The sequence below is a fragment of the Clostridiales bacterium genome, assembly GCA_015243575.1.
Lineage (GTDB): Bacteria > Bacillota > Clostridia > Peptostreptococcales > Anaerovoracaceae > Anoxybacterium > Anoxybacterium hadale.
The window spans coordinates 3,574,624-3,586,595 of sequence record CP042469.1; the positions used below are offsets into that span (position 1 = coordinate 3,574,624).

The 11,972-nt window shown below is 47.5% G+C and carries 11 protein-coding genes; 1 reads left to right on the plus strand and 10 read right to left on the minus strand.

Features of this window, described 5'->3' with window-relative positions; all coding sequences use genetic code 11:
• Positions 1 to 96: 96 nt before the first annotated feature.
• The 6 genes from FRZ06_15775 to FRZ06_15800 form a co-directional block, all read right to left on the minus strand.
• Positions 97 to 711, minus strand: a complete 615-nt coding sequence (locus FRZ06_15775; protein ID QOX64698.1) for a 4Fe-4S dicluster domain-containing protein — start codon at positions 709 to 711, stop codon at positions 97 to 99.
• On the minus strand, positions 708 to 2,840 hold the full coding sequence (locus tag FRZ06_15780; GenBank protein ID QOX64699.1) for an FAD-dependent oxidoreductase: 2,133 nt from the start codon (positions 2,838 to 2,840) through the stop codon (positions 708 to 710). Before FRZ06_15780 ends, FRZ06_15775 begins: the two co-directional genes overlap by 4 nt.
• Positions 2,841 to 2,851: 11 nt before the next feature.
• A complete protein-coding gene (locus FRZ06_15785) occupies positions 2,852 to 4,084 on the minus strand; it encodes an OFA family MFS transporter (GenBank protein ID QOX64700.1) in 1,233 nt (410 codons plus the stop codon).
• Positions 4,085 to 4,193: 109 nt separating this feature from the next.
• Entirely contained in the window at positions 4,194 to 4,829 is a 636-nt protein-coding gene (locus tag FRZ06_15790; GenBank protein QOX64701.1) for a 3-oxoacid CoA-transferase subunit B, read from the minus strand.
• Positions 4,816 to 5,490: a CoA transferase subunit A gene (locus tag FRZ06_15795; GenBank protein QOX64702.1), complete on the minus strand. Its 675-nt coding sequence runs from the start codon at positions 5,488 to 5,490 to the stop codon at positions 4,816 to 4,818. The genes FRZ06_15790 and FRZ06_15795 overlap by 14 nt, the downstream gene beginning before the upstream one ends.
• A 10-nt stretch (positions 5,491 to 5,500) precedes the next feature.
• On the minus strand, positions 5,501 to 6,676 hold the full coding sequence (locus FRZ06_15800) for a thiolase family protein (GenBank protein QOX64703.1): 1,176 nt from the start codon (positions 6,674 to 6,676) through the stop codon (positions 5,501 to 5,503).
• Positions 6,677 to 7,043: 367 nt separating this feature from the next.
• Between FRZ06_15800 and FRZ06_15805 the strand changes: the two genes are divergently transcribed.
• Complete coding sequence (locus FRZ06_15805; protein QOX64704.1) at positions 7,044 to 7,976, plus strand: LysR family transcriptional regulator; 933 nt, start codon at positions 7,044 to 7,046, stop codon at positions 7,974 to 7,976.
• A 1-nt stretch (position 7,977) separates the two neighbouring features.
• Here FRZ06_15805 and FRZ06_15810 read toward each other — a convergent pair whose 3' ends face one another.
• The 4 genes from FRZ06_15810 to FRZ06_15825 form a co-directional block, all read right to left on the minus strand.
• Entirely contained in the window at positions 7,978 to 8,871 is an 894-nt protein-coding gene (locus FRZ06_15810) for a 3-keto-5-aminohexanoate cleavage protein (GenBank protein ID QOX64705.1), read from the minus strand.
• A gap of 121 nt (positions 8,872 to 8,992) precedes the next feature.
• Complete coding sequence (locus FRZ06_15815) at positions 8,993 to 9,661, minus strand: YitT family protein (GenBank protein QOX64706.1); 669 nt, start codon at positions 9,659 to 9,661, stop codon at positions 8,993 to 8,995.
• 40 nt (positions 9,662 to 9,701) lie between these two features.
• On the minus strand, positions 9,702 to 10,133 hold the full coding sequence (locus FRZ06_15820) for a MarR family transcriptional regulator (protein ID QOX64707.1): 432 nt from the start codon (positions 10,131 to 10,133) through the stop codon (positions 9,702 to 9,704).
• A gap of 348 nt (positions 10,134 to 10,481) precedes the next feature.
• A complete protein-coding gene (locus FRZ06_15825) occupies positions 10,482 to 11,966 on the minus strand; it encodes a glutamate synthase subunit beta (GenBank protein ID QOX64708.1) in 1,485 nt (494 codons plus the stop codon).
• Between the last annotated feature and the right edge of the window lie 6 nt (positions 11,967 to 11,972).

Here is an 11,972-nt window from a genome sequence, read left to right on the forward strand (position 1 = left end):
TTTTCTCCTCTCACTTTTGGACAATACTGATTTGTGAATACCTTACGTTCTTCTTGCCTGCGCAGTCTGCACTGCGCTTACGCACCTTTCCGTAAGTTATTCCCCCCTGCGCCTACGTCGCATTGAGGTTCCTTCCTCGCCGCCTCCGGAGGTTCCCCCGACGCTTCCCACAGGAATGGGTTCTGCCGGAACCTTTGGTTTTATTGCTCCAGCCTTTTTCACTGCCCCTTTGGGGCAGGCCTCAACACAAAGCATGCATTTGCTGCACTGCTCGCCCTTGACCACATGAATCAAATTTTCGCCTCCAAGAATTGCATTGTCCTGACATGCTTCTGCACATTTTCCGCACCCGATACAAAGCTCTGGTGCAATATAAACGGTGTAGGATGCCCTGCAGATCAGATTGGCGCAACGCTTCCTTCGGATATGCTGATCCCAATCTTCTTGATAATTCCTTAACAATCCAAGGCACAGAGATGCGGCTTTCACCGACATCTCGCAGCCTCCATTGCTGCTAATCTGTTCCAATAGCTCTGTCAGAAGCTCGTAATCATCATTTTCTGCTTTTCCCTCTGAGATATCGTACATAATTTCATAGGCCTGCCACGTTCCTTCTCTGCACAGGACACACTTTCCGCAGGATTCCTTGCGTGCATCGTCCATCACTCTCTTTGCAGAATCGATGGCGCAAAAGGTTCCGGTGTCACTCATTCTGCTGCCTCCTTAACCTGTTTATAGTGGGCGTCCACCCAATACTTAACTTTTTGAATATCCAGACGCAGATCACATTGCAGGCAGCGCAGTGCTTCTCCGGCTGCATCACATTCGCCGCAAAGCTGCTCTGCTCTCTTTAGCGCTGCAAAATTCTCAACGGTTCCAATCCTCGGATTCTGCTTTTCTCTATCATAAAGAACTTCCTCGATGTTGCCGTCACCGCCCAGATAACTGTCAATACTCATGGCAGCTCTTCTTCCGGATTCAATGGCGTCCACCACCGACTTTGTTCCTGTAACCGCATCTCCGGCCGCAAAGACTCCTTCTTTGCCGGTCCCCAGTGCGTCATTTGTTTTTGCAACGCTGCCACGTTGAAGATCAATTCCGAACGCTTCGGTAAGACCAGGCTGCTGTCCTGTTGCAAACACCAGAGTATCAGTCTTTAGAACCGTTTCAGAACCTTCTTCGGTTTCCAGCTCAAGTCCTTTATCCCCAAAGCGAAAACTCACCACATTGATCAGCTTCAGTCCTGTGACTGCATCCAGCACGGTGTCTGCATTCAACCCGGTTTTCTTCCCTTCCGTGTCCGTACTCGTTTCTTCCAGCCCTAGCATGGATTTGCTGTTCAGGATTTCAATGCCTTCCGCTAAAGCGCAGGTCACTTCTTCCTTGTCCGCCAGCATCTTATCCCTCGGTTCCAGGCAAACAACCCGAACAGTGGAAACGCCTTTCATCTTTGCTGTTCTGGCGCAGTCGAAGGCGACATTTCCTCCTCCATACACTGTTAGGGTTTCACCCAGATCGGGTAGATTTCCCTCATTTGCCAGTCTGCAAAAGTCCACTGCGTCCAAAGCATTCTTCCAGTTTCCGCTGTAAGCTGGGGGCCGTTTCCCTTTTTGAGCTCCCACTGATACCAGTACCGCATCAAACCCTTTCGCGAATACTTCATCAACAGAAGCAACGTTGGTGTTTGGCACCATCTTAATTCCCACTTCTACAAGGGTTTCAAGCTCTTGATTGACAATATCCTGTGGGAGGCGATACTTGGGAATTCCGTAGGAAAGCATTCCCCCTGCCATAGGCTGCCGCTCAAAAACCGTTACTTCGTGACCCTTTTTCGCAAGGTAATAGGCAGCCGTCATTCCCGCTGCTCCGCCACCGATGACTGCGGCTTTTTTTCCAGTGGGCGGATTATGAAAGGCTCTTTTCTTCCAGCTTTCTTCTTTGTCATGCTCTACAGAAAAGCGCTTTAGCTCCCGTATGGAAACCGCCTCATTTACATGATTTCGTTTACATCCCGATTCGCAGGTATGGGTGCAGACGCAGCCCAATGAATGGGGGAATGTGAGTTTTTCTCGGAACACGCTTACTGCATCAGAATATTTTCCCTGCTGCGCAAGGCGCACGTACATCGGAATGTCCGTATGGGCAGGGCATTTGTCCGTACAAGGAATCAGAGCCAGGTTTCGAGGGGAATCCTTAGCGAAGACTCCTTTCACATCCTGAATGGCTCCTGTGGGGCAGACCTCCACACAGGCACCGCAAAAGCGGCAGTCTGTTTCGGACAAAGGAACATCGTCTTTCGTACCGATATAAGTTTCTCCGCCTCGTTTGTTATATTGTAGGGCGCCGATTCCGCGCAGTTCCTGACAGGCCCTAACGCAGCGACCGCATTGGATGCAGCGATACATCTCTCTTTTGATCAACTGATCCGATGGTATGATTCTCGTATTTTCCTTGTCGATTTCCCGAAGCCTAGAATGGGCCACTCCCATGTACTGCATCAAAGCCTGCAGTTCGCAGTTGAGGTATTTATCACAGGAGGTACAATCCTTTGGATGGCTGGCCAGCATGAGCTCCAATGCGACTGCACGGTGGTGCTTTACCTTCTCAGTCTTTGTTTTCACCTGCATCCCCTCAGCTACGATGGTTTCACACGACTGAACCGTACCCTCAACGCCTTCGATCTCCACGGTACAAAGTTTACAGCCTCCCTGCGGTGTGAGATCGGGATGATAGCAAAGATGAGGAATATAGATTCCCGCATCCAAAGCCGCCTGAAGGAGGTTCTGACCCTCCTCTGCCTCAATTGTGTATCCGTCTATATTGAAACGTATTTTTTTCATAACTGACCCCTTTATCGTTTCTTTCCAGCTGCGGCTTTTAAATAAAGTGTCAGTGCAAATCCCACGACACTCAATATCGCCACTGTCAGAAATGCAAGGTTATAACCGTCTCCCATAGCCTTTGTTCTGGCTGCAAGCTGCGGCCCGATTACGCCGGCGAATCCGTAGGCAACATATAGAAAGCTGTAGTTGACTGCCAGATTTTTTATCCCGAAATTGTCTACACAAATCGGTGAGAACATGGAAGTAAATCCGCCGTAGCAGGCACTGATTGCAAAGAGTGCAATAACGAACACCGTTCCTTCCGACTTAGTCAGCACCAGCATGGAGCCCCCGATCACAGTAAACAGCAGCAGCATGACGTTATATCTGCCCAGACGATCTGAGATAAAGCCGAAGCCCAAACGCCCAAACGCGTTAAAGATAGAAATAACACCGATGATCACTGCCGCCTTTTCCGGCGTAAAGCTTTGAACCTCCTGCAGGATTGTGGATGCATGACCCATGATCATGAGCCCGGCTGTGGCTCCCAAAGTCAGTGCGATGACGATAATATAATACCGAGAAGTTCTGAGCATTTCCTGCCAGGTGTAATCTTTCGCTGCTGATCCTACTTTCGGGGTCTTCTTCCCTGCGTGTTCGACTCCTGCAAGATCCTTCTTCCCTTCCGGTCTGAAATCCTCCGGAACCTCACCAATCATGAAGCTGGCAGGAATCATGACGATAGCAAAAATTGCTGCAAACAGGCCGAATACCGGCAGTGCGCCATGCTTTCCGATAAAATTTGCCGCAAGGGGCGCCCATATAATGGACCCTCCTCCATAGGAACAAGCCAGCAGCCCTGCAGCCATTCCTGTCTTTTCAGGAAAGAGCTTCCCGCTGTAAGCCATTAGACAGGGGTACAGCATGCTGATTCCGATTCCGACTACGACGCCGTAAATGATGTATAAATACCCGATCGAGCTCGTAAACATGGTGGCGATTAATCCAACCACATAAATTGCGATTCCGATCCTGAGATAATTTTTTACGCCAAGGGGCTTTTGAAATCTGCCAAGGTAAACCGGCGCCAGTGTTGAAATTAGAACCTGTATCGTAAAGGTAAGGGAAATGGTTTCAATTCCCCATTCAAAATGCTCCATAAGAGGCTTCTGAAAAACACTCCAGGTATATCCGATTCCTGCACAAAGTGCCATTATCATTGCGGCAATCATATGCCGCCATCGAACTTGCTTAAATTCCATTACTTTTCCTCTTCACAATGTCTAATAACGATTCGTTTTCTTTACTGCAGATTCTGCATCTTACTAAATAAAAATGTTCTGATAATGCCTAGTCTGCGGGTCTGTCATTTTATCGAAGTGCCTCAGAAACGATGAGATTCGCTCCGGTTTTTTCAAGAACCTCTTCCAACGTTACACCTTCCGTTAGTTCCTGCAAGACAAGTCCTTCCTCTGTCACCTGAATCACGCAGAGCTCTGTGACAATTTTTGTCACGACACCAACACCGGTCAGCGGCAGACTGCAAGACTCCAGAATCTTATGCTTGCCGCCTTTAGCGGTATGCTCCATGGCGATGATCACGTCTTTCGCTCCGTTGACCAGATCCATTGCTCCGCCCATACCAACAATAACGCCGGGTCTGCTCCAGTTTGCCAGATTTCCTTTCTCATCCACTTCCATCGCACCCAGAACCGTCGCGGTCAGATGGCCTCCACGGACAATGGCAAAGCTCGTCGCACTGTCAAATGCTGCCGCACCCGGATATGCAGTAATAAACTGGGCACCCGCTCCGGTAAGGAATTCGCTCTCTTGCCCCTTTTCCGGTGCAGGACCGTAACCAACAAGCCCATTTTCCGTATGAAGCCAGACTCCATCTTGTATGTAATTCCCCACCATTGTTGGAATGCCGATTCCAAGGTTGACTACGTCGCCGGGTTTGAAGAAGCCGGCAACTTTTTTCGCAATTTTTTCCTTAATATCTGACATGCCGCGAATCCTCCTTCCCGTTCCATACAAATGATACAAATACGCCTGGCGTGTGGATTTCATCCATATCCAGCACCCCCACCGGCACAATTTCATCTGCCTCAACAATGACTGTTTTCCCTGCCATTGCCACCAGTGGATTGAAGTTTCTCTGGGTTCCCTTGTAAACAAGATTACCCAGCGAATCTGCCTTGTGTGCCTTCACAAGAGCGACATCTGCCGTCAGTGGAAGCTCCAAAAGATAAGTCTGTCCATTTACCTCGATTTTCTGTTTTCCTTCTTCGATCACAGTACCAAGTCCCGTCTTGATCAGGACACCACCCATGCCGGCTCCGCCGCAGCGGACTCGCTCTGCAAGCGTACCCTGAGGGGAAAGCTCAAGCTCCATTCTTCCTTCCAGTACCGCCTGTCCCAGTTCTGGGTTCATTCCCACGTGGGAAGCGGTAAGCCTTCTGGCTTGCCTGCTTCGGATCAGCCTTCCGATGGTCAGATCCGGATCTCCGGCATCATTTGAGATAACGGATAGATTCTGCACACCTGATTCTACAACCATATCGATGAGCTTCTTTGGATTTCCCCGATTGGCAAATCCGCCGCACATCAGTGTCATCTCATCGTGAAACAGCTTCATGATTTCACTCTTACTCGCTAACTTATTCATGTTTCCTCCGTTATTCTCGTTCAATTAGTGCGGAGACACCCTGCCCCCCTCCGATGCAGAAGGTGATCAATCCGCGTTCCAGATCTCTTCTCTTCAGCTCGTAAAGCATTTTTGCAACAAGAACCGCTCCTGTCCCTCCCAGAGGATGGCCTAGCGCAATGGCTCCACCGTTGACATTCAGCTTAGTCGGATCGAGATTGAGTCCTTCAATACATGCGATTGACTGTGCAGCAAACGCTTCATTCATCTCAATCAGATCAATATCACTCATTGTCATACCCTTTTTCTTCAGAAGCTTTTTAGTAGCTTCTACAGGGCCATATCCCATATATTTCGGATCAAGACCGGCAGCTGCATATCCAGCAAACCGACCTAGAATTGGCAATCCCAAAGACTTAGCCTTACCCTTCTCCATGAGAACAGAGGCTCCTCCTCCATCGCTCATGGGAGAGCTGTTTCCTGCAGTGACCACGCCATCTTTCTTAAAAACGGGAGGCAGCTTGCCCAGCGTTTCCATGCTGCAATCGCTGCGAACAGACTCATCCTTGCTGATCAGAGCTGTTTTCCCTTTTCCCACAGATACTTCCACAGAAACGATCTGCTCATCAAAGTACCCGGCTTCCCAAGCTGCCGCAGCTTTCCTATGACTTTCTACTGAAAACGCGTCACAGGCTTTTCTCGTAATCCCATACTTTTCTGCCAGGTTTTCCGCGGTCAATCCCATACTGATGCTGTCCTCTTTCGTATAGGCAGACATGATGTTTGCCCATTGCGGAGGCATTACCTGGTAGGATGCTGTAGGCTTCTCCATCACATAGCTTCTTCTGGAATCACTTTCTACACCAGCCGACACCAGAACATCCGCATGGCCGCCTTCAATCATCATAGACGCAAGCCCGAAGGTAGTCAGGGAAGATCCGCATTGACGATCCATCATAACCGCCGGAACGGAGTAGGGAAGCCCTGCTCCCAGAGCTGCCACTCTTGCGATATTTGCATACTCATTTGCCATCAAATTACCAAAAAAAACATCCTCTATTTCAGCGGGATCGATTTGAGCCCTTCTGACTGCTTCTTTAATTGCTAAAGCGCCGAGATCTGCTGCAGGTACTCCTGCAAGCGTTCCTCTCGCTCTCCCCACTGGTGTACGAACCGCAGAGACAATTACTGCTTCTCTCACTGTCATTTCCCCTCTCTGTCTTACCTTTCATTGCTGTATTTTTTTTAACAAGCAAAAGCGTCTCCATTGCGATTCTGCGCTGAAGTCTGCCCGCCAGATTAGATCGGTTGATTTTACCTGTCAATTTACCTTTAGTTTAATTCACGATTTTGATGGTTGTCTAACGCAAAGGAAACATTTCAGTAATCTGTTTTGCGCATTAAAAGCGGCGCTTTATAGAAAAATTCGAAATCATCCAAAAAGTGGCGCTTTACAAAAAAAAGCCGAAGCCACCCATGTTGACCTCGACTGCAATTCAATGCTATTATGAAACTACTAACCACCTGTCACAAGATGTCTCTTATTTTGAAACAATCAGTTGTACCTGTAACAAATGAAAAGAATTGGTGATATTATGGAAATAAAAAATTTGGAAGCCTTTCTCCTGCTTGCGCGAAGTTTAAACTTTACGAAATCCGCAGAGCAGATGTTTCTTTCACAATCCGCTTTCAGCAGACAGATCATTCGCTTGGAAGAAGAAATCGGCTGTCAGCTGTTTACGCGAACAAAGCGCAGCGTAGAGTTGACCAATTACGGCAAGCGATTTCTCGAACATGCAGAAGTCATTGTTTCAGAGTACAACAAAAGCCTGATCAATCTCAAAGATTCTCAGAATAAGAACGAACATTTGCGTCTTGGACTTCTAAACGACCTGTTAGAGGACAACTTTCCCAAAATTATCAATCATTTTGTCACGTCATATCCGGAAGTGGATGTTATTTACAGCGATAACAGTATGTCTTCCTTGGTCAGCAATCTACTCCACGATGAAATCGACTGCGCATACACCCTCTCCCATGACGCGAAAAATGTACCCGGTATCTCTTCCTTTACCATATGGTCAAATTCTGTCTACATTGCAATGTCCTGCAACCATCCGCTTGCAGGAAAGTCATCCCTTGAAATTAAAGATCTCGCCGGCACTCCAGTGGTTATCCCAACGCCAGACACTTACAATCTAGGCGTTCTTCACATGAACTATCTCTGTAAAAATGCCGGATTTGAGCCAAACGTTGCGGCTATGGTTTCTAATATCAACAGCCTTCTGATGCTGGTAAGCAGCAATGTGGGTGTTGCTTTTACCGCACGTACCGCTCAGAATAACTGCCCACGGGGAGTTAAATTTCTTCCCATCGAATCTGATGAATACACCCCATTGGAAACAGATATTACTGTTCTTTGGAAAGCAACAAACACCAATCCGGCAATCAAAAAGTTTCTGGCTTCTGCTGAGCTTTTCGCTGTTAAACCGAATGAGAGCGTTTAGGTTATTCTATACCGAGCTTTGTACAAACCGCATCGCGATCAAAAGCAGGGATCCCCAAGATTTGACGGGCTTCCGCCGAAGTCGCTGGCTGGTTTCCGTATGCCTTTACAGCAGAAACCGCACGCTCTACCAGCATTTTGTTTGTAGCCATAATTTTATTGCCGCTCTCATCTTTTCCGTAAATAACATTATCCTCTAGACCAACTCGAATATGTCCGCCAAGAGCCAGGGTTGCAAACATGATCGGCAGATGCCCTGCACCGACACCAAAGGCTGACCAAGTGGACCCCTGAGGCAGGAGATTTTTCAGATATAGTAAATTGTCAACCGTGGCAGACATCGCCCCCAGCACGCCAAGGCAAAGCTGGTAATGATTCTGAGCAGGCAAGTGACCTTTCTTCACATAATAGTCAGCAACGCCCAGCATACCAGCATCAAAAATTTCTATTTCAGGCTTGATGCCGCGTTCCATATAAACATCCCCCAGCTCCTTAAGGAACTGTGGTGTATTCATAAAAACACCGCCTGGCATCCAATTAAACGACCCCGCATCATAGGAGCCCATCTCGATTCCGTCTATTTCTCTGTGGTGCTCCATGCGCTTTGCGTTTCCCGCAGGATCTCCACCGGACACTCTGTTGTCGCCAGAGGAGGTACAATTTATAATTACATCACAATCTTTATGTTCACGAATCAGACGGATCGATTCCCGAAACTTTTCTTTGTCCATCACGCCGAGGCCCTGTTCATCTCTCATATGAAGGTGCACCACTGCTGCCCCCAATTTCCAGGCCTCATATGCGTCTGCCGCAATCTGCTCCGGTGTCTCTGGAATATTGTAACCAGCGGGAGTAACCGCACCGGTCAATGCTGCTGTTATAATTGTTTTCGCCATCGTTTCGTTTCTCCTTTTATCTTTATCTTTCCTCTTCAACCAGTATTTTTAAATTCCTGTCTGGTTTCATGGTAACAATAATAAACGGTGAAATCTAACGCAAAATAAACATATCAGTAAATCACATCCTGCATATAACCGGCTCTTTCCCAGCGATAAGTTTCTCCAAAAATGACAGCTTTCTTTTCAGAAAACGTGCAATCAAACCCACAAGCAGCGCTGCAACTGCCGTGCCCTCTCGAACTCCCGCCAATTTGCCAAACAAAAGGAACCCAAGAGCAGCGGCAATGAGCGTCATAGATAGATCGACAGCCACCTTGGTCTTTCCAAAATCCTTTTGATAAGTAACCGCAATGGCATTCACAAAGGATTCCCCCGGCAGCATCACTACATCACCAAGAATCTCCAGATAAACACCAATGCCCAGAACCAGACAGCCTCCAATTAAGAGAATCCACTTCATTTCATAGCTCCCAGTTTCCTGAAAAGAGAGCCAATTCATCGTCAAATCGATAAACCACGACAAGAGAAACGATACCGGAATTTGCATCAGCGCCTGTTTTTTGAAATTTTTTCGAAGAATTAAAATCTGCGCCGCAATCAGCGCAATGCTGAGATAGAGCGTGAATAGTCCAAGGGTAGGGGAAAAGGCAAAGCTCAGGGTATAGGGAATGCTCGAAATCGGAGAAGTTCCCAGCTCCGCCTTTGTTATGAGGCTAATCCCTAAAGCTGCGGTAAACAGCCCCAACGTCAGGATAAAATATCGAAGTAGCAGTTCTTTCTTACTCATTGAAATCTCCTTATGTCTATTACGATAATGTTTGGGGTGTTCATTGGTTTACCTCTGGTTCAGTCATATTGCAGAAAATTTTATATAGTGTCCTGATCAATTGTGTTTGTTCCTCTTGTCCGATTCCCTGAAACAGTTCAGATTCCTGCTCCAAAAAAACCTGCTTGACTTTTTCACTTTTTACTCTGCCGGATTCAGTCAGATATACATAGCTGGAGCGACGATTACCTTCTTTTGCCTCTCGTTTTACAAGCCCCTTATCCTCCATTCGCTCCAGAATTCCTGTCAGAGTCGCAGGGTCGATCTGACACCCATGGGCGATGTCCTTCTGTATGCTGCCATCGTGATTGCTAAGGTAATCCAGTACCTTTGGCTGACCGGGTGTCAGCCCATCCTGCGCCAACGCATTCAAGACTCTTTTTTGCAATAAGGAATGATTTACCATGATTAAATTATGAAAATTCTGATCCATAGCGCCTCCTATATCAGTTTCAATTTCGCTTATGAACTTTTGATCAAGATTGTTTTTCTAAATTAGTTGCACTCCGTAACTATTTGTAAGCCAACTGTTTTTATGCTAACTATTTGTATGCTAACTGTTTGCACTATAGAAAGTATAATGACATTTTTCTTTGTCGTCAAGTGGCTGAAATCACCCCCTTTTCAAATTCACCTTATCAAAAAAGAAAAATGTAGACACATACTCTTTTTGTACATGTCTACATTCAGTTTTAAGATTCAGCTCAAAGTGAAGTACAGGTCATTTTTATTTCAATCTTTCAGTATCTGTCCGGTCGGATGACACATGAAAATCTGTAGATTATCTAATAACGCTCTTTCCTGTAAGGTATTTATCAACTGCTTTTGCGGCAAGCTTACCCTCCTGGATGGCCCAAACCACAAGGCTCTGTCCACGCCGCATGTCTCCGGCGCTGAAAACCTTATCCACATTGGTTTCAAAGACATCATACTCAGCCTTGATGTTGCTTCTTGCATCCCGTTCCAGCTTCAGTTCTGCTGGAATTTGATCCTCAGGCCCCAGAAATCCCATTGCAAGCAGGACCAGATCCGCCTTCCAGATCTTTTCACTCCCCGTTATTTCCTTTGGCACAAGTCTGCCCTGAGCATTTTTATCCCAGATCACTTCTACCGTGTGAACCTCTGTGACCTCGCCCTTATCATTCCCAACGATCCTCTTTGTGGACAGGCAGTAGTTTCTAGGATCTTTCCCATAGAGAGAAATTGCCTCCTCCTGCCCATAGTCCACCTTGACCTTCACAGGCCACTCCGGCCACGGATTCTTTACATCCTGCCTATGCTCTGGTGGTTTGGGCATGATTTCAAACTGAACAACGCTCTTGCAGCCGTGGCGTATGGACGTCCCTACGCAGTCCGTACCCGTATCTCCACCCCCAATGATTATGACGTCCTTGTCCTTCGCGCTGATATATGCTCCGTCCTGAAGACCGGAGTCCAGCAGGCTCTTGGTATTGGCTTTCAGGAAATCTACCGCATAATGGATTCCTTTCAGATCGTTTCCTTCGACCTCAATGCCCCTGGCCTTTGTTGCTCCGCCGCAAAGAACGACTGCGTCATACTCGTCGATGAGTCTCTGGGCTTTAAAGTTCTTGCCGATCTCTGTGTTCATTACAAACTGGATACCGGATTCTGAAAGGAGCGTCAGCCTTCTTTCCACCACATCCTTCTGCAGTTTCATACTTGGGATTCCATACATCAGAAGACCCCCAGCCCTGTCGGCTCTCTCGTAGACCGTAACCTGATGGCCGACGGAATTCAGATAGTAAGCTGCTGACAGCCCTGAAGGGCCCGATCCTACTACGGCAATCTTTTTCCCGGTGGACTTTGCCTTTTTCACCTTTACCCAACCTTCTTCAAAGGCCTTTTCTATAATGGCATATTCAAGGCTGTTGATGGCTACCGGCTCCATGATGTGACCTTCCGTACAAGAACCCTCACAAGGAGCGGGACATACTCTTGCTGTAAACTCTGGAAACGGATTGGTTCTGACCAGCCGCTTATAGGCTTCTTCCCAGCGTCCCTGATAAACCAGCTCGTTCCACTCGGGGATCAGGTTGTGCACCGGGCAGCCTGCCGCCATTCCGGCAAGAAGGATGCCGCCGTGACAGAAGGGTACCCCGCAGTTCATGCACCTTGCTCCCTGTATTTTTAATTCTTCCTCTGGATGAGGAATTTTCAGTTCATCCCAGTCCTTGATGCGCTCCTTTACGGGACGCTTCTTCTGATCTGCTCTTTGATATTCTAAAAACCCTGTTGCTTTTCCCATTGCTTT

Bases quoted from the DNA above. Each gene is read 5' to 3' on its own strand.
- FRZ06_15775 (QOX64698.1), bottom strand. From the start codon at position 711: ATGAGTGACACCGGAACCTTTTGCGCCATCGATTCTGCAAAGAGAGTG.
- FRZ06_15780 (QOX64699.1), bottom strand. From the start codon at position 2,840: ATGAAAAAAATACGTTTCAATATAGACGGATACACAATTGAGGCAGAG.
- FRZ06_15785 (QOX64700.1), bottom strand. From the start codon at position 4,084: ATGGAATTTAAGCAAGTTCGATGGCGGCATATGATTGCCGCAATGATA.
- FRZ06_15790 (QOX64701.1), bottom strand. From the start codon at position 4,829: ATGTCAGATATTAAGGAAAAAATTGCGAAAAAAGTTGCCGGCTTCTTC.
- FRZ06_15795 (QOX64702.1), bottom strand. From the start codon at position 5,490: ATGAATAAGTTAGCGAGTAAGAGTGAAATCATGAAGCTGTTTCACGAT.
- FRZ06_15800 (QOX64703.1), bottom strand. From the start codon at position 6,676: ATGACAGTGAGAGAAGCAGTAATTGTCTCTGCGGTTCGTACACCAGTG.
- FRZ06_15805 (QOX64704.1), top strand. From the start codon at position 7,044: ATGAAAAGAATTGGTGATATTATGGAAATAAAAAATTTGGAAGCCTTT.
- FRZ06_15810 (QOX64705.1), bottom strand. From the start codon at position 8,871: ATGGCGAAAACAATTATAACAGCAGCATTGACCGGTGCGGTTACTCCC.
- FRZ06_15815 (QOX64706.1), bottom strand. From the start codon at position 9,661: ATGAGTAAGAAAGAACTGCTACTTCGATATTTTATCCTGACGTTGGGG.
- FRZ06_15820 (QOX64707.1), bottom strand. From the start codon at position 10,133: ATGGATCAGAATTTTCATAATTTAATCATGGTAAATCATTCCTTATTG.
- FRZ06_15825 (QOX64708.1), bottom strand. From the start codon at position 11,966: ATGGGAAAAGCAACAGGGTTTTTAGAATATCAAAGAGCAGATCAGAAG.